19 protein-coding genes and 1 pseudogene are annotated in these 24,086 nt (G+C 68.7%); 11 read left to right on the top strand and 9 right to left on the bottom strand.

What is annotated here, in order from left to right:
* Positions 1 to 139: 139 nt before the first annotated feature.
* The 3 genes from MSG_RS09860 to MSG_RS09850 all read left to right on the top strand — a co-directional run bounded on the left by MSG_RS09860 (position 140) and on the right by MSG_RS09850 (position 7,384).
* Positions 140 to 1,207 (top strand): hypothetical protein, encoded by a 1,068-nt coding sequence (locus MSG_RS09860; RefSeq protein WP_096439200.1) that lies wholly within the window; start codon positions 140 to 142, stop codon positions 1,205 to 1,207.
* A gap of 130 nt (positions 1,208 to 1,337) precedes the next feature.
* Positions 1,338 to 4,691 carry a transglutaminase family protein gene (locus MSG_RS09855; protein WP_096439198.1) on the top strand — a complete coding sequence of 1,118 codons (3,354 nt, stop codon included), beginning with the start codon at positions 1,338 to 1,340 and terminating at the stop codon, positions 4,689 to 4,691.
* A gap of 26 nt (positions 4,692 to 4,717) precedes the next feature.
* A complete protein-coding gene (locus tag MSG_RS09850) occupies positions 4,718 to 7,384 on the top strand; it encodes a circularly permuted type 2 ATP-grasp protein (RefSeq protein ID WP_096439196.1) in 2,667 nt (888 codons plus the stop codon).
* Between the two features lie 41 nt (positions 7,385 to 7,425).
* Here the strand turns inward: MSG_RS09850 and MSG_RS09845 are convergent, their stop codons facing one another.
* Positions 7,426 to 7,995 carry a TetR family transcriptional regulator gene (locus MSG_RS09845; protein ID WP_096439194.1) on the bottom strand — a complete coding sequence of 190 codons (570 nt, stop codon included), beginning with the start codon at positions 7,993 to 7,995 and terminating at the stop codon, positions 7,426 to 7,428.
* Positions 7,996 to 8,090: 95 nt separating this feature from the next.
* Here MSG_RS09845 and MSG_RS09840 point away from each other — a divergent pair, with 95 nt between their 5' ends.
* Positions 8,091 to 8,888, top strand: a complete 798-nt coding sequence (locus MSG_RS09840; RefSeq protein WP_096439192.1) for a class I SAM-dependent methyltransferase — start codon at positions 8,091 to 8,093, stop codon at positions 8,886 to 8,888.
* A 215-nt stretch (positions 8,889 to 9,103) separates the two neighbouring features.
* Here MSG_RS09840 and MSG_RS09835 read toward each other — a convergent pair whose 3' ends face one another.
* Positions 9,104 to 10,708 (bottom strand): adenylate/guanylate cyclase domain-containing protein, encoded by a 1,605-nt coding sequence (locus MSG_RS09835; RefSeq protein WP_096439190.1) that lies wholly within the window; start codon positions 10,706 to 10,708, stop codon positions 9,104 to 9,106.
* Between the two features lie 147 nt (positions 10,709 to 10,855).
* Here MSG_RS09835 and MSG_RS09830 point away from each other — a divergent pair, with 147 nt between their 5' ends.
* Entirely contained in the window at positions 10,856 to 11,818 is a 963-nt protein-coding gene (locus tag MSG_RS09830; RefSeq protein ID WP_232011206.1) for an alpha/beta hydrolase, read from the top strand.
* 5 nt (positions 11,819 to 11,823) lie between these two features.
* On the opposite strand, the gene MSG_RS09825 is transcribed toward MSG_RS09830, so the two are convergent.
* Together MSG_RS09825 and MSG_RS09820 are read right to left on the bottom strand one after the other, a co-directional pair.
* Positions 11,824 to 12,888, bottom strand: a complete 1,065-nt coding sequence (locus MSG_RS09825; RefSeq protein WP_096439186.1) for a zinc-binding metallopeptidase family protein — start codon at positions 12,886 to 12,888, stop codon at positions 11,824 to 11,826.
* Positions 12,881 to 13,819 (bottom strand): transglutaminase family protein, encoded by a 939-nt coding sequence (locus MSG_RS09820; protein ID WP_096439184.1) that lies wholly within the window; start codon positions 13,817 to 13,819, stop codon positions 12,881 to 12,883. Before MSG_RS09820 ends, MSG_RS09825 begins: the two co-directional genes overlap by 8 nt.
* Before the next feature lie 148 nt (positions 13,820 to 13,967).
* Between MSG_RS09820 and MSG_RS09815 the strand changes: the two genes are divergently transcribed.
* Positions 13,968 to 14,357, top strand: a complete 390-nt coding sequence (locus MSG_RS09815) for an MmcQ/YjbR family DNA-binding protein (protein ID WP_096439182.1) — start codon at positions 13,968 to 13,970, stop codon at positions 14,355 to 14,357.
* Here MSG_RS09815 and MSG_RS09810 read toward each other — a convergent pair.
* Genes MSG_RS09810 through aspS form a run of 3 tightly spaced genes read right to left on the bottom strand, consistent with a single transcriptional unit; the run spans position 14,354 to position 17,681 of the window.
* Positions 14,354 to 15,427 carry an FUSC family protein gene (locus MSG_RS09810; RefSeq protein WP_096439180.1) on the bottom strand — a complete coding sequence of 358 codons (1,074 nt, stop codon included), beginning with the start codon at positions 15,425 to 15,427 and terminating at the stop codon, positions 14,354 to 14,356. The two genes, MSG_RS09815 and MSG_RS09810, sit on opposite strands and share 4 nt — an antisense overlap.
* 47 nt (positions 15,428 to 15,474) lie before the next feature.
* Positions 15,475 to 15,909, bottom strand: coding sequence for a nitroreductase family deazaflavin-dependent oxidoreductase (locus MSG_RS09805; protein WP_096439178.1), 435 nt, complete (start codon positions 15,907 to 15,909; stop codon positions 15,475 to 15,477).
* Positions 15,906 to 17,681 (bottom strand): aspartate--tRNA ligase, encoded by a 1,776-nt coding sequence (gene aspS, locus MSG_RS09800; protein ID WP_096439177.1) that lies wholly within the window; start codon positions 17,679 to 17,681, stop codon positions 15,906 to 15,908. The genes MSG_RS09805 and aspS overlap by 4 nt, the downstream gene beginning before the upstream one ends.
* Before the next feature lie 135 nt (positions 17,682 to 17,816).
* Between aspS and MSG_RS09795 the strand changes: the two genes are divergently transcribed.
* The 4 genes and pseudogenes from MSG_RS09795 (at position 17,817) to ypfJ (ending at position 20,861) form a co-directional block, all read left to right on the top strand.
* Positions 17,817 to 18,758 (top strand): alpha/beta hydrolase, encoded by a 942-nt coding sequence (locus tag MSG_RS09795; RefSeq protein ID WP_197705020.1) that lies wholly within the window; start codon positions 17,817 to 17,819, stop codon positions 18,756 to 18,758.
* A gap of 38 nt (positions 18,759 to 18,796) precedes the next feature.
* Positions 18,797 to 19,684 (top strand): oxidoreductase, encoded by an 888-nt coding sequence (locus MSG_RS09790; protein ID WP_181159242.1) that lies wholly within the window; start codon positions 18,797 to 18,799, stop codon positions 19,682 to 19,684.
* A gap of 9 nt (positions 19,685 to 19,693) precedes the next feature.
* Positions 19,694 to 19,973: pseudogene (locus tag MSG_RS09785) on the top strand (hypothetical protein).
* A gap of 9 nt (positions 19,974 to 19,982) precedes the next feature.
* Positions 19,983 to 20,861: a KPN_02809 family neutral zinc metallopeptidase gene (ypfJ, locus tag MSG_RS09780; protein WP_096439172.1), complete on the top strand. Its 879-nt coding sequence runs from the start codon at positions 19,983 to 19,985 to the stop codon at positions 20,859 to 20,861.
* A gap of 30 nt (positions 20,862 to 20,891) precedes the next feature.
* Here ypfJ and MSG_RS09775 read toward each other — a convergent pair whose 3' ends face one another.
* Positions 20,892 to 21,338, bottom strand: coding sequence for a hypothetical protein (locus MSG_RS09775; protein ID WP_162899184.1), 447 nt, complete (start codon positions 21,336 to 21,338; stop codon positions 20,892 to 20,894).
* A gap of 101 nt (positions 21,339 to 21,439) precedes the next feature.
* On the opposite strand from MSG_RS09775, the gene MSG_RS09770 reads away from it, so the two are divergent.
* Positions 21,440 to 23,026, top strand: a complete 1,587-nt coding sequence (locus tag MSG_RS09770; protein ID WP_096439168.1) for a purple acid phosphatase family protein — start codon at positions 21,440 to 21,442, stop codon at positions 23,024 to 23,026.
* A gap of 1 nt (position 23,027) precedes the next feature.
* Here MSG_RS09770 and MSG_RS09765 read toward each other — a convergent pair whose 3' ends face one another.
* Positions 23,028 to 24,053 (bottom strand): Rv2578c family radical SAM protein, encoded by a 1,026-nt coding sequence (locus tag MSG_RS09765; protein WP_096439166.1) that lies wholly within the window; start codon positions 24,051 to 24,053, stop codon positions 23,028 to 23,030.
* Positions 24,054 to 24,086: the final 33 nt, after the last annotated feature.

The raw sequence follows: 24,086 nt of genomic DNA, 5'->3' as shown, positions 1-24,086 counted from the left end.
CGCGGGCCGCGGGGCGGTGGGGGCACATCTGCGCGGTCCCACCAATCCGCGCGCCCACGCCCGGGATTTGTTAAGTTCCGGTTTGCCAAGTTCCGAGCGCGTGCCTATCGAGTCAATCCGACAGCAAATTAGGACGGACATGAGCCAGCCCCCCGAGCATCCCGGCAACCCCGCCGATCCCCAGGGCGGGAACCAGAACCCTCCGGGCTACCCGCCGCCACCCAGCAACGAGCCACCGCCCGGCTACGAGCCGCCGCCGCCCGGCTATGAGCCGCCGGGCCGGCACTCCGCACCGCCGCCGGGGTACGGACCGCCGGCCGGAAACCCGCCACCGAGTTACCCGCCACCGAGTTACCCGCCGCCGAGTTACGGAGCGCCGCCGCCTCCCCCGGGCTACAGCCCGGCCCCGCCCCCGGGCGGGTACTCGCAGCCCGGCTACCAGACCCAGCCTCCCGGCTCGAAGTTCGACGTCGGCGAGGCCGCGAGGTGGTCGTGGGCCAAGTTCACGCAGAACAGCACCGCGCTGGTCGTGCCGGTCATCGGTTACCTGGTGGCGGTGGGCGTGATCGTCGGCGTCATCATCGGGCTGGCCAGCAGCCTCTCGAGCACGTCGACCACCACGGTCGTCGACAGCTACGGCATCAGTAGCGAACAGACGGATGTGTCGATCGGCGCCGGTGGTGTCACCGCGATCGTGATCGGCTACATCGTCGTGTTCGCGATCCTGATCTACCTGCATGCCGCGATCGTCAGCGGCACGTTGGACATCGCCGACGGCAAGCCCGTGACCATCGCCACGTTTTTCAGGCCGCGCAACCTGGTCGGGGTCATCCTGACCGCGCTGTTGATCGCCGTCGCGACCGCGCTGCTTTCGGTGATCTGCATCATCCCCGGGATCATCTTCGGATTCCTCGCGCAGTTCGCCATCCACTTCGTGGTCGACCGATCCCAGTCGCCCTTCGACGCCCTCAAGAGCAGCATCGCGACCACGCGGTCCGACGTCGGCGGCAGCCTGCTGTCCTGGCTGGTGCAGTACGCGGCGATCCTGGTCGGTGAACTGGTATGCCTGGTAGGCCTTTTCGTCGGCTTCCCGGTGGCTATCCTGCTGCAGACCTATACCTACCGGAAGCTCTCCGGAGGCGAGGTCGTCCCGATCGAGCAGCCCGGGACCCCGGCCGGTCCGCCGCCGGGACCGCAGTTCGCCTAACCGACCGTCGCAGGACCCCAGGGCTTCGCTACCGCAAGGCCCGCGGTCTTGCAGTAGCCGGGGCATTCGCGGGCGCCGCCGAACCGCGGCGCGCTGCGACCTGCTGCGGCTTGTGATGAGATCAGCGGATATGAGTATCAAAGTCGCGCTGGAGCACCGCACCAGCTACACCTTTGACCGGCTGGTGCAGGTCCACCCGCACGTCGTGCGATTGCGCCCGGCACCCCACTCGCGCACGCCCATCGACGCCTACTCGCTGCGCGTCGAACCCGCCGAGCACTTCATCAACTGGCAGCAGGACGCGCTGGGCAACTTCCTTGCCCGCCTTGTGTTTCCGAATCCGACCCGGAAGCTGACCATCACCGTCGGGCTCATCGCCGACCTCAAGGTGATCAACCCGTTCGACTTCTTCATCGAGGACTGGGCCGAAACCTGGCCCGGAACGGTCGGGTGGAGCTACCCCAAGGAGCTCTTCGACGACCTCAAGCCGTACCTGCGGCCGGTCGACGAGACCGTCGAGGGCTCGGGCCCCGGTGGGCTCGTCGAGGCGTGGGTGCGCAATTTCTCGGTGCCGGATCGCACGCGGACCATCGACTTCCTCGTCGCGCTGAACCAGGCCGTCAACGCCGACGTCGCCTACAGCCTGCGGATGGAACCCGGCGTCCAGTCACCGGACTTCACGCTGCGCACCGGCGTCGGTTCCTGCCGCGATTCGGCGTGGCTACTGGTGTCGATCCTGCGCCAGTTCGGCCTAGCCGCCCGGTTCGTCTCGGGGTATCTGGTGCAGCTGGCCTCCGATGTGGAGGCCCTCGACGGGCCGTCGGGGCCGACGGCCGACTTCACCGATCTGCACGCGTGGACCGAGGTGTACATCCCCGGCGCGGGCTGGATCGGCATGGACCCGACGTCGGGGCTGTTCGCCGGCGAGGGACACATCCCCCTGGCTGCCACCCCGCACCCCGCCAGCGCCGCGCCCATCAGCGGCAGCACCGGCGTGTGCGTCACGACGTTGGAGTTCTCCAACACCGTCACCCGCGTCCACGAGGACCCGCGCGTCACGCTGCCCTACACCGACGAGGCGTGGCGGACGATCTGCGCGGTCGGCGACGGGGTCGACGAGCGGTTGCGCGCCGGTGACGTCCGGCTCACCGTCGGCGGCGAGCCGACATTCGTGTCGGTGGACAACCAGGTCGACGAGGAATGGACCACCGCCGCCGACGGACCGCACAAGCGCCAGCGCGCTTCCGACCTGGCCGCCCGCCTCAAATCGGTGTGGGCACCGCAGGGGCTGCTCCACCGCGGGCAGGGCCGTTGGTATCCGGGAGAACCGTTGCCGCGCTGGCAGATTGCGCTCTATTGGCGCGCCGACGGGCAAGCGTTGTGGACCGACGACGCGCTGTTGGCCGACCCGTGGAAGAGCGGCTCCACCGAAGCAGCGGAGCGCCCGGCCGCCGACGATGAGGCCGCCTACAAGCTGCTGGCCGTAATCGCCGAGCAGCTGGGGCTGCCGCTGTCCCAGGTGCGGCCCGCCTACGAAGACCCGCTGGCCCGGCTGGCCGCCAAAGCCCGCCTGCCCCAGGGCAGTCCGCTGGACCCCGGCGACGACCTGGGCCCCGAAACCGGGCTGGACACGCCGGCGGGGCGCGACGCGCTGCTGGCCCGCCTCGACGAATCCGCCTCCAGCCCTGCGGCATTCGTGCTGCCGCTGCACCGGCGCGACGACGACTCGGGCTGGGCCAGTGCGGACTGGCGGCTGCGTCGCGGCCGCATCGTGTTGGTCGAGGGCGATTCGCCGGCGGGCCTGCGGTTGCCGCTGAACGCGATCAGCTGGCGAGGGCCGCGGCCGTCGTTCGAGGTGGACCCGACGACGGTGACCGGCGCCCTGCCCGCTGGGCTTGACGACGCCGACGCGGTGGTCGAGGACGACGCATCCGCCCCGCCGACCGCGCTGGTCGCCGAGGTCCGCGACGGATTGCTCTACGTGTTCCTGCCACCCACCGAGGCGCTGGAGCACTTCGTCGACCTCGTCGCCCGCACGGAGGCCGCCGCGGCAAAGGCCAACTGCGCCGTGGTGATCGAGGGCTACGGGCCGCCGCCGGACCCGCGGCTGAAGTCGACGACGATCACGCCCGACCCGGGCGTCATCGAGGTCAACATCGCGCCCGCGGCCAGCTTCGCTGAGCAGCGGGAGCTGCTGGAAACGCTGTACGAGCAGGCTCGGCTGGCGCGCCTGTCGACGGAGTCGTTCGACGTCGACGGCACCCACGGCGGCACCGGCGGCGGCAACCACATCACGCTGGGCGGCGCGTCGCCCGCCGACTCGCCGCTGCTGCGCCGACCGGATCTGCTGGTCTCGCTGCTGACCTACTGGCAGCGGCACCCGTCGCTGTCCTACCTGTTCGCCGGGAGATTCGTCGGCACCACCTCGCAGGCACCGCGGGTCGACGAGGGACAGGCCGAGGCGCTCTACGAGCTCGAAATCGCGTTCGCCGAAATTGCCCGTCTGACTTCATCTTCCGGGGGCGCGCAGCCCTGGGTGACGGACCGCGCGTTGCGGCACCTACTCACCGACATCACCGGCAATACCCATCGCGCCGAGTTCTGCATCGACAAGCTCTACAGCCCCGACAGTCCGCGCGGCCGGCTCGGGCTGCTGGAGCTGCGCGGGTTCGAGATGCCGCCACACCTGCGCATGGCCATGGTGCAGTCGCTGCTGGTGCGCTCCCTGGTGGCGTGGTTCTGGGACGAACCGCTGCGCGCCCCGCTGATTCGCCACGGCGCCAACCTGCACGGGCGATACCTGTTGCCGCACTTCCTGATTCATGACATCGCCGACGTCGCCTCCGACCTGCGCGCGCACGGCATCGCCTTCGAGACCAGCTGGCTGGACCCGTTCACCGAATTCCGCTTCCCCCGCATCGGCACCGCCGTGTTCGACGGCGTGGAGATCGAGCTGCGCGGGGCCATCGAACCGTGGAACACCCTCGGCGAGGAGGCCACCGCGACCGGCACCGCGCGCTACGTCGACTCGTCGGTGGAGCGCATCCAGATCCGCATCATCGGCGCCGACCGGCACCGCTACGTGGTGACGGTCAACGGCTACCCGGTACCGTTGTTGGCCACCGACAATCCCGACATCCACGTGGGCGGCGTGCGTTACAAGGCGTGGCAGCCGCCCAGCGCGCTGCACCCGAGCATCACCGTCGACGTCCCGCTGCGGATCGAGCTGATCGACCTCACCACCGGGACATCGCGCGGCGGCTGCACCTACCACGTCTCGCACCCGGGCGGCATGGCCTACGACGAGCCGCCCGTCAACGCCGTTGCGGCCGAATCGCGGCGCGCCCGCCGCTTCGAGGCCACCGGCTTCACCCCGGGCAAGCTCGATTTATCCGCCATCCGCGAAAAGCAGGCCAGGATCTTCACCGACATCGGCGCGCCCGGCATCCTCGATTTGCGGCGCGTGCGTACCGTGCAGCAGTAATGGCGTCCTTGAGGACTGGTATCGCAATGGCACTCGACCCGGTTGGTTCCTCGGCCGTCGCCGGCGGCGACGACCGGTACGACGCCGACCGGTTGCTGGCCGGCTACCGGTCCACGCGCTCCCAGCAAGCCTTGTTCGACCTGCGTCCCACCGGCGAGCAGGGTCCCGGGATCGGTTACGACGAGTTCCTCGACAGCGAGGGCGAGGTTCGGCCGGCCTGGACCGAGCTGGCCGACGCCGTCGCCGAGCGCGGCCGCGCCGGCCTGGATCAGCTGCGTTCGGTGATGCGCAGCCTGATCGACAACGACGGCATCACCTATACCGAGGTCGATGCCCACCGCGACGGGCACGTCCACGGTCTGGAGCCCAGGCCGTGGAGCCTGGACGGGCTGCCGATCGTGCTGTCCGCGACGGATTGGGAGGCGCTGGAGGCGGGGCTGGTGCAGCGGTCACGGCTGCTCGACGCGGTGCTGGCCGACCTGTACGGGCCACGCGCCCTGTTGACCGACGGCGTGCTGCCGCCGGAGCTGGTGTTCGCCCATCCCGGGTATGTGCGGGCGGCCGCCGGCATCGAAGTGCCCGGGCATCACCAACTCTTCATGCACGGCTGCGACGTCAGCCGGTTGCCCGACACCAGCTTTCAGGTCAACGCCGACTGGACCCAGGCGCCCTCGGGCGCCGGTTATGCACTGGCCGACCGGCGCGTCGTCGCGCACGCCATTCCGGATCTCTACGAGCGAATCGCGCCGCGACCGACGACCCCGTTCGCCCAGGCACTGCGGCTGGCCCTGATCGACGCCGCCCCCGACGTCGCCCAGGATCCCGTGGTGGTGGTGCTCAGCCCGGGCATTTACTCCGAGACGGCCTTCGATCAGGCGTATCTTACGACGCTGCTCGGCTTTCCCCTGGTGGAGAGCGCGGATCTGGTGGTGCGCGACGGGATGCTGTGGATGCGCTCGCTGGGCACCCTCAAGCGCGTGGACGTGGTGCTTCGCCGCGTCGACGCCCTTTACACCGACCCGCTGGATCTGCGCGCCGACTCCCGACTCGGCGTGGTCGGTTTGGTGGAGGCACAACGCCGCGGGACTGTCACCGTGGTCAACACCTTGGGCAGCGGGATCCTGGAAAGCCCTGGGCTGCTGCGCTTCCTGCCCAAGCTGTGCGAGCGCCTGCTCGGCGAAGCCCCGCTGCTGCGTACCGCGCCGGTGTACTGGGGCGGCATCGCCAGTGAACGCTCCCACCTGCTGACGCACCTGTCGTCGCTGTTGGTCAAATCCACGGTCAGCTCGGAAAGCCATGTGGGGCCGTCACTTTCGCCCGCCCAGCTGGCCGACCTGGCCGCGCGGATCGAGCAGACGCCGTGGCAGTGGGCCGGCCAGGAGCTGCCGCAGTTCTCCTCGGCACCGACCGACCACGCCGGCGTGCTGTCCTCGGCCGGCGTCGGCATGCGGCTGTTCACGGTCGCACAACGCGGCGGCTACGCGCCGATGATCGGCGGCGTCGGGTATGTGCTGGCCCCCGGGACCGCCGCGTACTCGATGCAAACCGTTGCGGCAAAAGATGTCTGGGTGCGCCCGACCGAGCGCGCCCGCGCCGAGATCATCACCCTGCCGTCGGCTCCGCAGCCGGTGAAGACCGCCGCGGGCACCTACGGGGTCAGCTCGCCCCGCGTGTTGTCGGATCTGTTCTGGATGGGACGCTACGGCGAGCGCGCCGAGGGCACCGCCAGGTTGCTGATCGTCGCCCGCGATCGCTTCCACGTGTACCGCCACCAGCAGACCAGCGAGGAAAGCGAATGCGTTCCGGTGCTGATGGCCGGGCTGGGCCGCATCACCGGGGCCGACACCGGCACGAACAACGACCACGCCGAGATGATCGCGATCGTCCCCTCGACCTTGTGGTCGCTGACTCACGACCCGAGCCTGCCCGGATCGCTGGTGCACTCGGTGGAGGGGTTGGGGCTGGCCGCCCGGGCCGTCCGCGACCAGCTGTCCAACGACACATGGATGGTGCTCGCCGGCGTTGAGCGGGCGCTGGCGCACCCGCCCGAGCCGCCGCAGTCGCTGGCCGAGGCCGACACCCTGCTCGCGTCCGCGCATGCGCGGACCCTGGCCGGCATGCTGACGCTGGCCGGGGTGGCCAGCGAGTCGATGGTGCGCGACGTGGGCTGGGCGATGATGGACATCGGCAAACGCATCGAGCGCGGCCTGTGGCTGACCGCGCTGCTGGAAGCCACGCTGACCACGGCCCGCAGCCCCGTCGCGGAGCAGACCGTCATCGAGTCGACCCTGGTGGCGTGCGAATCGTCGGTGATCTACCGGCGCCGCACCGTCGGTCAGGTCAGCGTGGCCGCGGTGGCCGAGCTGATGCTGTTCGACGCGAACAACCCGAGGTCGTTGCTCTATCAGCTGGAACGGTTGCGGGCCGACCTCAAAGAGCTGCCCAGCTCGTCGGGGTCGTCCCGCCCCGAGCGGCTGGTCGACGAGATCAGCACGCGGCTGCGCCGGTCGCACCCCGCCGAGCTGGAACTCGTCGACGCCGACGGGCGCCGCGCCGAGCTCGCTGAGTTGCTCGACGCGATTCACTCCGAGCTGCGCGACCTGTCCGAAGTGATCAGCGAGACGCAACTGGCGCTGCCGGGCGGCATGCAGCCGCTGTGGGGCCCGAAGGAACGCCGCGTGATGCCCGCCTAGTCGCGCCCGTCCGGCCGGCACCCGACCGGCTCAGCCGCGTGTCACCGCGGCACGGCAACGATGCGGGCGGCGGCTTCCACGGCGGCGGCGCGGCGCTGGGCGACCAGCGTGGGATCGTCGGTGGTGGCGTCGGGAACAGGCGAGTGAGCCCAGGCCAGACCGATCCCGAAAAGCAGCACCACTAGGTCGAACGGTCGCCAGGCCGGGTCCACGTGACCGTTGAGTTGTGCTTCTTCGACCGCGGCGATGGCCCGGGCGAGAACGGGCTGATCGCCGACTCGGGGCTCCTCCAGGCTGACGCCCTCCAGGCGCGCCCAGTCGACCATGCGCACGTGCTCGGGCCGGCGACGGGCCAGGTCGTAGATATCGCCGACGAACTCGGGGACGGCGTCGGGCCGCGGCGGCACCGCACCGAAGAACCCGGCCATGTCGGCGTCCACCACCTCGCGAAACAGCGTCTCTTTGTCACCGAAGTGCGCATAGAGGCGTTCTTTGCTGGCTTGGGCGGCACGCGCGATGCGATCGATCCTGGCGCCGGCCAGGCCGTGTTGGGCGAACTCGGCCCGGGCGGCCGCGAGGATCTCGTCGCGCAGCTCTGTGGTGCTTCGCATCGGGCCAGCGTACCCAAACGAACTAGACCGTTTGCAAACGAACTAGTTCGTCTGTTAGAGTCCGGATATCCGCGACAACACATGAGGAGCCTGTGATGAACGAAGCGCTTGCACTGAACGAGACCATCGCCACGATGCCCCGGGGCGGCCCCGGCGCCTCGTGGCTGGATCGACTGCTGCAGACCGAGGCACTGGAGTACACCGACCGCGACGATGTGGCGGACGAGGTCAAGCAAAGCGTGATCTCGGCCCTCGACCGGATGGGCACCTGCGTCGGCCTGCACGAGAAGAATGCCCGCATCGCGCTGCGCGCCGTCGCCGACATTGCCCACCCGCGCATCCTGGAGATCGGTGCCGGGCACGGCCAGTTGGCCGCGAAGATCTTGGACCTGCATCCCACGGCGACGGTAACGATCAGCGATGTCGACCCGACCTCGGTGGCGAAGATCTCTGCCGGCGCGTTAGGCGCCCATCCGCGAGTGCGCACCCAGGTGGTCGACGCCACCGCGATCGCCGCCGAGGATGACAGCTACGACCTGGTCATCTTCGCGCTGGCCTTTCATCACCTGCCGCCGAGCGCCGCTTGCAGGGCGATCGCCGAGGCCACTCGAGTCGGCAAGCGATTTCTCGTCATCGACATCGGACGTCGGTCCCCGCTCGGACTGATCCTGAACATCCTGTTGATGGGGCCGATGGCGGTTCGGATGTCGTTGCCGTCAGCGGGCCCCTGGATGCACGACGGGTCCATCAGCGTGCTGCGGTCCTACAGTCGCTCTGCATTCGTTGCCCTCGGCAAAGCTGCCGACCCACAGATGCGCATCGAGTTCATGCGGCCCCCATCGCGATTCGGCGCCGCGTCGACCGCAGTACTGTTTTCGCGCGGTCGATCATGACCGCCAACGATGCGCTGCGCGCGCTCGCCCACCCGGAGATGCCGGAGAACACCTTGGTGCTCATCCGCTGGCTGTCCTTCGTGAGCGGCAACGTCTCTCCGCAGCGGCTCGAGACCATCGTCGTCGCGGCCCTGCTCTTCGCCCTGGTCGACGCGTGCATCGAACCGGTCGGCGAAGCAATGCGCTCCCGGACCCGGGGAACCCTCGAAGGGATCTCACCGGGGCGCGGCCAGCCGGATAGGCCGGTCGTATCCGCGAAGTGTCACCGTCTCCCCCAAAGCCCAACGAGCACACTCGGTTTCGCTCGCCGCGCTCACCGCGCCCGACGCCGCGAGCAATCGGCGCGGATGGTTTTTCGCCAGTTCGCACAACCGGGCCGCCTGGTTGACCGGCTCGCCGATCACAGTGTACTCAAACCGTTCTCTTGCACCGACATTGCCGGCGATCACCTGGCCGGCCGCCACACCGATGCCCGCCCGACACGCGGGAAGTTCTGCGGCCAGCCGGCCGGCAATGGTCCGCGCGGCGGCAAGGGCATCGTCCTCGGGCGAGTCCAAGCGGTTCGGAGCCCCGAAGATGGCCAGCGAGGCGTCGCCTTCGAACTTGTTCACCAACCCGCGATGGCGGTCCACTTCCTCGACGACGATGGAGAAGAACCGGTTGAGCAGTGCCACCACGTCCGCCGGCCGTTGGCTGGTCACCAACCTCGTCGACCCGATGATGTCGACGAACACCACGGCGACGTGACGTTCTTCTCCGCCTAGCTGCGGTCGCTCACGTTCGGCGGCCGCGGCGACTTCGCGCCCGACGTGGCGCCCGAACAGGTCGCGCACGCGTTCGCGCTCACGCAGACCGGCGACCATCGTGTTGAAACCACGTTGCAGTTCGCCGAGTTCGGTCCCGTCGAACACCACCAGGTCGCCACGCAGATTGCCACGCTCCACGCGCTCCAGCGCCGCGCGCACCACCCGCACCGGGTTTGCGGTCGTCCAGGCCAGGATCCACATCAGGATGAAACCGAAGACCAGTGTTGCCACCGCCACGATCAGCACTCTGACCTCGAACTGGGTCTCGGTGAGATTCCGCATCGACATCTGCACGATCGTCATGAAAACGATGCCGACGACGGGCACGCCCGAGCCCAGCAGCCACACCATGATGATCCGGCCCATGATGCCCGCGGCTATCCGCCGAGGCGGCCGACCCGCCGCCAGCGCCTGCGCAGCCAGGGGCCGCAGCGCGATTTCCGTGATCAAGAAGCAACTGGTGGCCACCAAGACGCCGGAAGCGCTCACCGAAAAGAGGAATCGTGGCATGAACAAGCGGTTGACCAGGCCGTAGAGGGTCGTGCACAACGCCGCCCCGACTCCCCAGAGCAGCAGGTGGGCGATCGCCACCCGCGATGGAGCCAGGAAGATGTTGCGCTGATCGGCGGAACTGGGTTCGCCCTCCTCGATGGCCCACTGCAGCGCGAGCACGCTCCGGCGGGTAATCCAGTAAGTGCCCAAGACAATCGCCAGCACGCAGTAGGTCGGCACGGCAACGAACGTGATCCATGACGGTGCGTCGTCGAACACGCTTGGGGTGCGGACGCCGACGGTTACCAAGAGCGCGGCTACACCGACTCCGATCAGGTTCGCCGCCACGATGAGCAGGGCCAGGATGATTTGGATGCGTCGGCGACGATGCAGCTGACTGTCCGAGACGTGCCCGAGCAACCAGGAGCCGTAGGCGGGGGTCTCCGGCGACCGGCCGCCGTGGCCGCTCACCGCATCCAGCGCCCGACCCAAGCGTTGCGCCGACGTCTTCGTGGGCCGCATGATGGCGTCAGCCTAATTTGCCGGCCGCGTTCTGAGGACGTGTTGGGAAAGTCGAACGCTGCGAGTTGGCGCCTCAGCCCAGCCATTCGCGCAGCACCGATGCGGCCGCCACTTCGGGAGAAGCGCAACGGAGAGCGAGTCGACGCAGTGGCCCTACAGATCGACCCAGAGGTACTCGCCGCAATCACCGCGCAGCCGGCCCTGCTGGCCGGTTCGCAACCGCCACCGGCCGGAGATGTGACGGGACGACGCGAAATCACCCGCCGGGTATTCGCCGAGTTCGTGCCGACCCTGCCGGCCGTCGCCGGGGTGGCGGTACGCCGATACACGCTCGACACCGACGACGGCGCCGCGCTGTCGTTGAGCTGGTTCCACGGGACCCAACCAGCGCTCCCCGGCGGCGCGGTGCTGTACCTGCACGGCGGCGGAATGATCGTCGGATTGGGCGAATTCGGCGGCCTCTACGACTGGTTGGCGGCGCGCTACGTCGCGGAGTCCGACGTGCCCATGCTGCTGGTCGACTACCGGATCGCGCCGGAATATCCGCACCCGGTTCCGGTCGAGGACTGCTATGCGGCGCTTCGTTGGCTGGCAGCGCACGCCGACGAACTCGGTGTCGATCCGGCCCGGGTGGCTGTGATGGGAGACAGCGCCGGGGGCGGGCTCAGTGCCGCGGTGTGCTTGATCGCGCGTGACCGCGGCGGGCCCCCGATCGCGCTGCAGTTGTTGATCTACCCGATGCTCGACGACCGGACCACGCTGCCGGACCCGGAATTGGCGCAGACGGCGATCTGGAGCTACGAGGACAACATCACCGGGTGGCAGGCCTTGCTGGGCCAGCACGCCGACGGCGAGGCTGTGCACGCCTATGCCGCTCCGGCGCGTGCGAACGATCTCGCACAGCTACCCCCCGCCTACATCGACGTGGGTGATCTCGACATCTTCCGCGACGAGGACGTCGCTTACGCCCGTCGCCTGGCTCGCGCCGGTGTGTCGACCGAGGTGCATGTGCACCCGGGTTGTCCACACGTCTTCGACGTCTTTGCCCCGAACGCCCCGGTGTCGCGGCGTGTCTTCGCCGACCGCGTCCGTCGCCTGCGCGCTGTCTAGCCGCCTTAGGCGATCGCCGCCGCCGGACCGTTCGCCGCCGAGGTCACGTCGTCGATCACCGTGTGGATGAACTGCATCTTCTCCAGCACCGCGGCGGGCAGCACGAACGGATACAGGTCGTCGTGGCCCATCGACCGGTTCACGTTGTTTAGCGACCACGCCAGCGGTAGCCACAGGTCGATGATGGTGGGGAAAGCGCTGGGGCCCAAGGGCGGCCGGTCGAAGGTCGCCGATGCCGGCGCGAAGCCGGACCACGCCGCGGTATCCAGGGTGTCGCGGATGTGCAGGTAGTGGGCGAAGGTCTCGGCCCAGTCCTCGGCGGCATGCATCGTCGCGTAGGAGGACACGAAGGTTTCCTGCCAACCCTCCGGCGGGCCCTGGCTGTAGTGCCGATCCAGCGCCTCCTGATAGTCGGCGTCGGGGTCGCCGAACAGTTCGTTGAACCGGGCGACGTGCTGGTCGGACGGCGCGGCCAGGCGGTAGTAGTAATAGTGCCCGACCTCGTGGCGGAAGTGCCCGAGCAGCGTGCGGTACGGCTCGTCCATCTCGACACGCAACTGCTCACGGTGGACGTCGTCACCCTCGGCCAAATCCAAAGTGATAACGCCGTTTTCGTGGCCCGTGAGCACCTGTTCGTGCGCGCTGGACAGCAGCCGGAACGCCAAACCGTAGTCGGGATCTTGGTCGCGCCCGACGATGGGCAGCTTCAGCTCGTGCAACTCGGCGACCAACCGGCGCTTGGCGGCCTCGGCCGCGGCGAATTCCGCCATACCGACTTCGTCGGCGTCGTTGGGACGCTCCGTCGTCAACACGCACGAGGCGCAGAGCAGTCGCGGAGTGTTGACGGGCACCAGCCAATTGCATTCGGCGACTCGCAGATTGGCGCAGAGCTGATACTCGGAGGCGTCCACGAAGCCGGCATGCTCGCTGGCTTGATTGCCACTGCCGTCGGTGATCACCAGCAGCGCCATCTGTTCGAGAGAAAATCCCAGCGCGCTGCCGCAATTGAGGCAGCTGGAGTTCTCGAACACCAGGCGCTGGCCACAGTTGGGACAGTGGAAGTCACGCATCGAAGTCATCCCCGTCGAACGGCATGACGTCGACCCCGACGTCGATCACGCTGTGCTCTGAGTTGGTGTAGATGATCCCGCGCAAGGGGGGCACATCGGCGTAGTCGCGGCCCCGCCCCACCACGATGTAGCGCTCGTCGACCAGCTGGTCGTTGGTGGGATCAAGACCCAGCCACTCAAATTGGCCTGCCTGCTGCGGGGTCCACACCGCAGCCCAGGCGTGGGTGGCGTCAATGCCGATCATGCGTTCCTTTCCGGGGGGCGGGTCGGTGGCCAGATACCCAGACACGTAGCTGGCCGCCAACCCGTTGGCGCGCAGGCAGGCAATCGCCAACCGTGCGAAGTCTTGGCATACCCCTTCCCGGGCCGCCAGAACCTCATTTACCCCGGTGGAAATCGTCGTCGAGCCCGATCGGTAGGTGAAGTCGGCAAAGATGCGCGACGTGAGGTCGCGCAGCACCTCAACCAGCGGGCGGCCGGGCACGAAGCTGGGCGCCGCGTATTCGCGCACCGCGCCGGTGATCTCCGGCGGATCCAGATCCAGGGTGAACTCCGTCGCCAGCGCCCGCGCCCCGGCGTGCCCGGCGGGCCGGGCGGCCTCCCATGCGTCCAGCGCAGGCCCGCTGGCATAGCGATGCGGCGGCGGCGGATACACGTCGACGATGGAGTCGCTGATCACCGTCAGCTTCTGGTGCGGCTCGGTGACGTGGAAGTACGAGCTGATGTTGCCGTAGAAATCTTGGCTCGTGGAGCTGTCGGCCGGCGCCGGGTCGATCGTGAGCCGGTGGGCGATGCAGCGCTGCCGCATCGAGTCGCGCGGCGTCAGAAAGCCGCGGCCGTAGGAGCTGGTCACGGTGTCCGAGTAGCGGTACTGGGTGCGGTGCGTTATGCGGTGACGAATGGTGGCCGGGTCACGCACTGGCGACGACAACGATTGACCTCCTGACGTCTCGACCGCGGCCGAATGGCGGCAGGCTGATCACACCACACATCGCCCGGGGCCGGCAGGGCGGGCGGCAGCTGGGCAAACGATTGCCGATACCTCGCTGAACACGCCATAACGGGAGCACAATCAGGGTGTGGCCACGTGGAACGACGTCGCCCGCATCGCGGCTGGGCTACCGCTGACCTCCGAGCAGTCACCCCACGACTGGCGGGTCGGCAGGAAATTGCTGGCGTGGGAACGGCCGCTGCGCCCCTCCGACCGGGAGGCGCTGGCCGCGCAGGGAACGGCGGCGCCGGAGGGCGACATCCTGGGTGTGCGAGTTCCCGACGAGGGCATCAAGTTCGCCCTGATCTCCGACGATCCGGGCGTGTACTTCACTACGCCGCATTTCGACGGCTACGCCGCGGTGTTAGTCAAGCTGGACGCGATCGACGTCGGCGACCTCGAGGAGCTGATGACCGAGGCCTGGCTGACGCAGGCGCCCCGGAAGCTGGTCCAGGAGTTTCTGGCCGATTCGCGCTAGCCGGCGCGTTCCGGGCGCAGGTCGATGACCCGCTGCAGGTCGTCCACGCAGGCCTGAACGACGTCCGCGATCACCACATCCGTCCTTTCCCGCGCGTTCGCCAGCAGCACCGACGCGTGCACGCGCGCGGCCTCGACGTGGGTGATGGCCGCCACGGGGTTCGAGTCGGCCAGCGAGGTGGCCTTGGCGAGGTCGACCAGGACGGCCTCCGCCGCCTGCGGTAGCCGGTCGCAGCAGCCGCCCACCGCCGGCACGACGACGCGGGCCAGTTGCAGCACGGAACTCGCCAGGAGAGCCACATGCACTGCCTGGTGGTCCGCGCCCCGGAAGGTGGCTTGCAGCCGCCACCGCCGCGGCGACAGCCGCACGACCTGCCGTGCGGTCGCGCGGGCCTGGAGCAGGTCCCCCAGCTTTTCGTGCACACGGTCGACGGCCGGCAGCGGCCAATCGTGCGCGGCCACCCGGCGGCCGGCGGCCACGTCGGCGGTGCGCGACAGCACCTGCTGCAGGGCCTCCAGCACCCCGATGCGAGCCCGGCTCAGCACCCGCAGCGGGTCGGCCGGAAACAGCAGGACGGCGAACACGATGGCTAGGCCGCCACCAATCAGGGCGTCGTCGATCCGCTCGGAGACCGGACCGGTGTGATACAGCGCCAGCACCAGAATCGACGACACCACGGTCTGATTGACGAACATCATCCCCTGGCCGATGAAGTTCTGCCCCACCAGCGCCCCGACGCACAGCGCGAGCAACACGGCGATGCCGATCTGGACAACCCCGGTGCCGATCAGCCGTTGCACGCCGGCGCCCATCCAGATCCCCAAGGCCACACCGATGATCATCTGCACGGCGCGCTGGCCGCGCAGCACGTTGCTGATCGACAGGCACACCGCCGACGCGATGGGCGCAAAGAACGGCTGGGGGTGCTTCAGCAGGTCGGCGGCGATGTACCAGGCCAGCGCGGAAGCGACCGATGTCTGCGCGATCGTGAACCACAGACCGCGAAGCCGTTCGAAGGCCGCGGCGGCGGCGGTGCCGGCCGCCGCACGCACCGTCAACAGACTGCTCATCCCGCTTGCTTACCGCAGCGCGAGCGGGCGCGGCAATTCCGGCCCGGCTAGTTTCGCCGCAACTCGAAAAGCGGTATCACCCGGCTGGTCTTGGCCTGATACTCGGCGAAGCCCGGCGCCATCTCGGTGAGCCTTTCGAAGAGCCGGTCACGCTCGGCGGACGGCAACTCCCGCGCCGTCACGTCGTACGCGTCGGTGCCGACCTCGATGTACGCCCGCGGGTTGGCCCGCAGGTTGTGCACCCACGCGGGATCCCGGGGCGCGCCGCCAAACGACCCGATGACGATCAGCTTGTCCTCGACGTCGAAGTAGGCCAGCGGCGAGAGCCGGGTCTGGCCGGACTTGGCGCCCGTCGTGGTGAGCAACAGCAGGTTGCCGTCTTCGAATTGCCCGCCCACTTTGCCGCCGTTGGCCCGGAATTCGTCGGCGATGTTCTGGTTGAACGCGTTGATCGTTGCGGTGTCAGGAATGGCTTCGGTCACGCTTGGTGAACCTGTTTGGGCTTGAAGTCTATTCCGGATTCCTTGCGCTGCTGGGCGGTGATCGGCGCGGGCGCCTGGGTCAGCGGGTCGATGCCGCCGCCGGTCTTGGGGAAGGCGATCACCTCGCGGATGGAGTCCACCCCGGACAGCAGGGCGTTGATCCGGTCCCAGCCGAACGCGATGCCGCCGTGCGGAGGCGCGCCAAAAGTGAATGCCTCCAACAGGAATCCGAATTTCTCCTCGGCCTCGGCCTGGTCCAGGCCCATCACCGCGAACACTTTTTCCTGGACGTCGCGGCGGTGGATACGAATCGAGCCGCCTCCGATCTCGTTGCCGTTGCAGACGATGTCGTAGGCGTCGGCCAACACCCGGCCGGGGTCGGTGTCGACAATGTCAGAGAATTCGGGCTTGGGCGAGGTGAAGGCGTGGTGCACGGCGGTCCACGCCCCGGAGCCGACGGCCACGTCGCCCGCGGCGGTGGCCTCCTCGGCGGGCTCGAACAGCGGCGGGTCGACGATCCAGACGAACGCCCACGCGTCCGGGTCGATCAAGCCCAGCCGGCTGGCGATCTCGCCGCGCGCCGCACCCAGCAGCGCCCGCGACGACTTCACCGGGCCGGCCGAGAAGAAGATGCAGTCCCCCGGTTTCGCCCCGACGTGCGCGGCCAGGCTGTCGCGTTCGGTGTCGGTCAGGTTCTTGGCTACCGGGCCGGCCAGCGTGCCGTCGTCACCGACCAGCACGTAGGCCAACCCACGATGCCCGCGCTGCTTGGCCCACTCCTGCCAGCCGTCCAGCGTGCGTCGCGGCTGTGAGGCCCCGCCGGGCATCACCACCGCGCCGACATACGGCGCCTGGAATACCCGAAATGTGGTGTCTTTGAAGAACTCCGTGCACTCGACGAGTTCCAGGTCGAAGCGCAGATCCGGCTTGTCGGAGCCGAACCGGCTCATCGCCTCGGCGTAGGTCATCCGCGGGATCGGCGTCGGAATCGGATAGCCGATCAACGCCCACAGGGCGGACAGGATCTCCTCGGAGACCGCGATGATGTCCTCGGTGTCGACGAAGCTGATCTCCATGTCTAGCTGGGTGAATTCGGGTTGTCGGTCGGCGCGGAAGTCCTCGTCGCGGTAACAGCGCGCGATCTGGTAGTACCGCTCCATGCCGGCCACCATCAGCAACTGCTTGAACAGCTGCGGGCTCTGCGGCAGGGCGTAGAACGAACCCGGGTGCAGCCGGGCCGGCACCAGGAAGTCGCGGGCGCCCTCCGGCGTCGAGCGGGTGATCGTCGGTGTTTCGATCTCGACGAAGTCGTGACCCGCCAGCACCCCGCGTGCGGCGGCATTCACCTTGGAGCGCAACCGAATTGCCGCGGCTGGTTCGTCCCGACGCAGATCGAGATAGCGGTATTTCAGCCGCAATTCCTCGCCGGCGGGCTCGTCGAGCTGGAACGGCAGCGGAGCGGCCTCTCCGAGCACGGTCAGCGACGCGGCGTTGACCTCGATGTCGCCGGTGGCGATCTCGGGGTTGGCGTTGCCTTCCGGGCGCACCTCGACGACGCCGGTGACCGCGACGCAGAACTCGGCGCGCAGCCGGTGCGCCTGCGCCAGTACGTCAGCCGCGCGGAACACCACCTGCGCGACGCCGGAGGCATCCCGCAAGTCGATGAAGATGACGCCGCCGTGGTCGCGGCGGCGTGCCACCCAGCCCGCCAGCGTCACCTGCCGCCCGGCGTCGCTACTCCTCAGCGAACCCGTGGCGTGGCTGCGCAGCACAAAACACTCCTCTTCACCTGGCTAGAACGAGTGCCCAGTCTAAAGGAGGTGATTTCTGGGGTATTCGTCCCGGCGCCGGGCGCCCGGGGGCAGGATTACTCAGCGACGTTGCCGCAGATGGATGCAGGAGTGCACATGACGACCTATGCGTTCGACCCGGAAATCGCCGCGGTGATTCCACTGATCCCCGATCTGCCGGGCGACGATCCGTTGGCCATCCGGGCGTCGCTGTCGGAGATGATCGCGCAGCTTCCGCCGCCGGACACCACGGGGATCCGAATCGAGGACCGCCAAATCCCCGGCCGCGCAGGCGATCCCGCGGTGCCGATCCGCATCTACCGGCCGGAGCAGCGCAGCGCCCCGGCCGCGGTGTACAGCGTCCACGGCGGCGGATTCATCGCCGGCGATCTCGAGACCGAACACGCCTCCAACGTCGCCCTGGCCCGCGAACTCGGCGTCGTCGTGGTGTCCGTCGACTACCGGCTTGCGCCGGAAACACCCTTCCCCGGCGGGCTGGAGGACGTCTACGCGGGGCTGGTGTGGACCGCGGCGCACGCCGACGAGTTGGGCATCGACCCGCGGCGCATCGCGATTCGCGGCACCAGCGCCGGCGGCGGGCTGTGCGCGGCGCTGGCGCTGGTGGCCCGCGACCGCGGCGGCCCGCACATCGCGTTCCAGTTCCTTTCGGTGCCCGAGCTCGACGACCGGCTCACCACCGCCAGCATGACCGACTTTATCGATACACCGCTGTGGAGTCGCCCACGAGCGATCGTCAGCTGGGACTGCTACCTGGGAGCCGGTCGCGCCGGCGCCGACAATGTGCCGATGTATGCCGCACCGGCTCGCGCCACCGATCTGTCGGGTCTGCCGCCCGCCTACGTCTCGGTCATGCACTTCGACCCCTTGCGTGACGAGGGTGTCGCCTACGCGTTGGACATGCTTGCCGCGGGTGTCAGCGTCGAATTGCATTTGTTCCCAGGTACTTTTCACGGGTCGATGTTGATACAGGACGCGGCGATCTCGAAGCGCGAAGGTGCGGAGAAGATCGCGGTGCTGCGCCAGGGGCTGTCGCTGTAACGCGAGGAGCCGCGGGCGGGGCGTGTAACTTCGCCTCTATCGCCACCAACATCGCGCTCATCGGTCCGGGCGCCGTCGGAACGACGGCTGCCGCGTTGCTGCATCGGGCCGGTCATTCGGTCCTGGTGTGCGGGCGCACCCCCCGGCAAAGCATCGAACTGCGCCCCGACGGCCAGGACCCGATCGTGGTGCCCGGTCCGGTCCGCACCGATCCCGGCTCGGTATCCGGAACGGTCGACGTAGTCCTGCTGGCGGTCAAGGCCACCCAGAACGACGCCGCGGCCGCCTGGTTGGTCCCGCTGTGCGGAGAGCACACGATCGTCGTGGTGCTGCAGAACGGGGTCGAGCAGGTCGAGCAGGTCAAGCCGCACTGCCCGGCGTCGCCGGTGATCCCGGGCATCGTCTGGTATTCCGCCGAGACCCAGCCGGAAGGCTGGGTGCGATTGCGCACCGAACCGGCCCTGGTGCTGCCCGGCGGACCGGCCGCCGAGACGGTCGCCGAGCTGCTGCGCGGGGCCGGTTGCCGGGTGGAATGCAACCCCGACTTCATCACGGCCGCCTGGCGCAAGCTGCTGACCAACGCCCTGGCCGGGTTCATGGCGCTGTCCGGCCGGCGGTCCGGAATGTTCCGCCGCGACGACGTCACCGAGCTGTCGCGCCGTTACGTCGCCGAATGCCTGGCCGTGGCGCAAGCCGAGGGCGCCCGGCTGCCCGACACGCTGGTTGACGAGCTCGCCGAGATGTTCCGGCACGTGCCCGAGGACCTGGGCACATCGATCCTGGCCGACCGGGAACACCACCGGCCGATGGAGTGGGACATCCGCAACGGCGTGATCATCCGCAAGGCCCGTGCCCACGGGCTGGCCACGCCGATCAGCGACGTGCTGGTGCCACTGCTGGCCGCGGCCAGCGACGGGCCCGGTTAAGTTGTAGCCATGTTCCCCTGCGAGCGCGTCGACCTCGCCATCACCCCCGAGCAGCTGTTCGAGGTGCTGGCCGGCGCGGCGTCCTGGCCTCGCTGGGCCGAGTAGATCGCAAGGCGAGCGCCGCGGTGACGAGGTCATCCCGGGCGGCTGCCGGCTCACCTGGACCATGGCGCAGAAACCCGCCGGGCTGGCCGTGTTCGTCGTCGGCCCGCTGTTGAACCTGGGCCTGCGCCGATTCCTGCGTAATCTACGTAACTACACCGATACCCTTGCGTCCGGGCAGCGTTAGGAGCGTGCGATGACCTTCAACGAGGGCATGCAGATCGACACCAGCACCGCGTCGTCGTCGGGCGGCGGGGGCGGCTTGGGGATGGCCTTCGGTGGCGGTGGCATCGGGCTGCTGATCCTGATCGCCGCGCTGTTCTTCGGCGTCGATCCGGGCCGCGTGATACCCCAGCAGCAGAACGACAGCGGCTACTCGGCACCCGGATTCGATCTCGGCCAGTGCAAGACCGGAGCCGACGCGAACAAGTACGTGCAGTGCCGCGTGGTGGCGACCGGCAACTCGGTGGACGCCGTCTGGCACCAGCTGATGCCGAAATACACCCGCCCGCACGTACGGTTGTTCACCAGCTCGGTCAACACCGGCTGCGGGCCCGCCACCACGGCAGTCGGGCCGTTCTACTGCCCGGTGGACCAGACCGCCTACTTCGACACCGACTTCTTCCAGGAGCTCGTCGACAAATTCGGTTCCAGCGGTGGACCGTTCGCCCAGGAGTACGTGGTCGCCCACGAATACGGCCACCACGTGCAGCAGCTGCAGGGCATCCTGGGCCGCTCCCAGCAGGGGGCGCAGGGCGCCGGCGGCAACGGCGTGCGCACAGAGTTGCAAGCCGACTGCTACGCCGGCATCTGGGCGCACTACGCCTCGACGGTCAAGCAGGAGAGCACCGGAGTGCCCTACCTGGAGCCGTTGAGCGACAAGGACATTCAAGACGCCCTGTCGGCAGCCGCCTCGGTGGGCGACGACCGCATCCAGAAGGAGTCGACCGGACGCGTTAATCCCGAGTCGTGGACCCACGGCTCGGCCGCCCAACGCCAGAAGTGGTTCACCATCGGCTACCAGAGCGGCGACCCGAAACAGTGCGACACCTTCTCCGCGACTAACCTGGGCTAGGCCGTTACGCCGGTCAGTGGCGAAACCGGACTACCCGAGCCGGCAGGTGACGGTGGTGGTGGCGTCCTGGTGCACGACCACCTGGCCGTCCACCGCGATCTCGCAGTGGAACTGGGCGGGGCCGTTGCCGGAATCCGGCCAGTGCAGCATGCCGCTGGCACTGATGCTCGCGTACTGGTTCGGGTTCGCTAGCGTGGCGGTGTAGGTGACCGGCGTTCCGCCGCTGAGCGGGGCCTGCACGCTGGTCGTGAACTTCGACGGGTCCGCGTTGTAGGCGGCCTGGCTGGGCGGATCGGAGCTCACGTAGTTGACGGTGGCGGTCAGGTTGTTGGGGCTCGACACGGTGTACGTCACCTGGTGGCCGGCCGGATCCGCATGCGCTACCACCGACCCGACCGCCGCCCCGGCGGCAGCCACAACGCCCGCGGCACACCCTGCCGATACGACCCCCCTAGTCACTTTTCGCACGTTGGTCATATCGAAAACGCTACCGGATTCGTTACCCGCGCCTCCGGCGTTCACCGCGTGCTACGCCACTGGTCGCCCGGCTCGGGTATGAAGCAAGGTATGAAACAACCATGAGCGCCGACCCGGCCCCAGTGGAGGGCACGCCCGCCATCAGCCGGCGCCGGCTGTTGACGACCAGCGCCACCTCGGCCGTCCTCGGTGCCGGTATCGGCGGCGGCGCCGCGCTGCTGTGGTCGCATCCGGGCGGCCCCGCGGCCTGGTATCAGCCGGATCGGCACGGCGCCCCGCCGGTGGCAGGCGTGCACCTGCAATTCGGCAAGAACGCCGGCACCGAGGTGGTGGTGTCCTGGCACACCACCGACGCCGTCCACAATCCGCGCGTCATGCTGGGCACCCCGGCAGCGGGTCTCGGGCGCACCGTGCCGGCCGAAACCCGCACCTACCGGGACGCTAAATCGAATACCGAGGTGCGCGTCAACCACGCCCGCCTGACGAACCTGACCCCGGACACCGACTATGTCTATGCCGCGGCGCACGACGGCGCCGAGCCGGTGCACGGCACGGTGCGGACGGCTCCGTCGGGACGAAAAGCACTGCGGTTCACCAGCTTCGGTGATCAATCGACCCCGACGCTGGAACGACTGCCCGACGGCAGCTACAGCACCGACAACATCGGCTCACCGGCGGCGGCCGACACCACCCTGGCCATCGAGCACCTCGGCCCGCTATTCAATCTGGTCAACGGCGACCTCTGTTACGCCAACCTCGCACAAGATCGAGTGCGCACCTGGTCGGCATGGTTCGAGAACAACACCCGCTCGGCACGACACCGGCCGTGGATGCCGGCGGCGGGCAACCACGAGAACGAATGGGGCAACGGGCCGGTCGGTTACGGCGCCTACCAAGCCTACTTCGCTCTGCCGGATTCGGGAGCCAGCCAGGACCTGCGCGGGCTGTGGTATTCGTTTACCGCGGGTTCGGTACGGGTCATCAGCCTCAACAACGACGACGTGGCCCTGCAGGACGGCGGCAACTTCTACATCCACGGCTATTCGGGCGGTGAGCAAAAGCGTTGGCTCACGGCCGAACTCGCGGCCGCTCGACACGACCCGGACATCGACTGGGTGGTCATCTGCATGCACCAGACCGCCATCTCCACCGCGGCCCTGGCCAACGGCGCCGACCTCGGCATCCGCGAGCAATGGCTGCCGCTGTTCGACCAGTACCAGGTGGACCTGGTGCTGTGCGGCCACGAGCATCATTACGAACGCTCGCATCCCTTGCGCGGCTCACTGACCACCGATACCCGCACACCGATGCCCGCCGACACCCGCGACGATCTGATCGACGCCACCCGTGGCACGGTGCACGTCGTCATCGGCGGGGGCGGCACCTCGGCGCCGACCAACGGCGTGTTGTTCCCCCGGCCGCAGTCCCGGGTGATCACCGGTGTCGGCGCGTTCGACCCCGCGATCGGCCGCAAACGGCCGATCTATGTCCTCGAGGACGCGCCCTGGTCCGCGTTTCGCGACCGCGACAACCCGTACGGCTTCGCGGCCTTCGACGTCGACCCCGGCCAGCCCGGGGGCAACACCACGATCAAGGCGACGCACTACGCCTTGAGCGGACCGTCCGGCGCGGTCATCGCGGTGGACGAGTTCACCCTGACCAAACCCCGCGGCGGCGGGCCGGCCTAGCTCAAAACAGCGTCGGCTGAACGGATTCCGGCTGCGCCGCGCCGGCCGCCTGCGCGAACGGGCGATGCCCACCGGCCAGCAGGTGCTTCGCGATCAGCGGCGTGGCCCGCTCCCGCAGCATCGCGCGGTAGCCCGGCGGCAGGTATGAGCCGCGCCGGTACAGCTCGCGATAGGGGCCGACCAGGTCGGGATGCGAGCGCGCCAGCCAGGACATGAACCAGCCGCGGGTCGAACGGCGCAGGTGCAGGCCGAACACCGTGACTCCGGTGGCGCCTGCGGCCGCGATGTCGCCCAGCAGCGCGTCGAGGTGCTCGACCGAATCCGTAATATGCGGCAGCACCGGGGCGACCATCACATGACAATCCAGACCGGCGTCGCGGATCGCGGCGATCAGCCCGAGCCGCGCCTGCGGCGTCGGGGTACCCGGCTCGACATCGCGGTGCAACTCGGCGTCGCCCACCGCAAGCGACACCGCGACCGACACCGGAACCCGTTGGGCGGCATCGGCGATCAGCGGCAGATCCCGGCGCAGCAGGGTGCCCTTGGTCAGGATCGACAGCGGCGTCCCGGATTCGGCGAGCGCCCCGACGATGCCCGGCATCAGCACGTAGCGACCCTCGGCACGCTGATAGGGATCGGTGTTGGTGCCCAGCGCCACGGTCTCGCGCCGCCACGAGGGCCGGCGCAGCTCACGACGCAACACCTCGGCGACGTTGGTCTTGACCACGATCTGGGTGTCAAAGTCGTTGCCGCAGTTGAAGTCCAGGTACTCGTGAGTGGGGCGGGCAAAACAATAGCGGCAGGCATGCGAGCAGCCTCGGTAACCGTTTACGGTGTACCTGAACGGCAACGCGGCGGCCTCGGGAATCTTGTTGAGCGCCGATTTGCAGAGCACCTCGTGAAAGGTGATGCCGTCGAACTGCGGGGCCCGGACGCTGCGCACCAACCCGATCCGCTGCAGGCCCGGCAGCGCGCCGTCGTCGACGGCGGTGCCGTTGACCGCCACCGCCTGACTGGCCCACCGCATACCCTATTCGAACAATAGTTCGATTCGGTGTCA

The organism is Mycobacterium shigaense, assembly GCF_002356315.1.
GTDB lineage: Bacteria > Actinomycetota > Actinomycetes > Mycobacteriales > Mycobacteriaceae > Mycobacterium > Mycobacterium shigaense.
The sequence above is the reverse complement of the archived record's forward strand: the minus strand, read 5'-3'. Positions and strand labels throughout refer to the sequence as shown.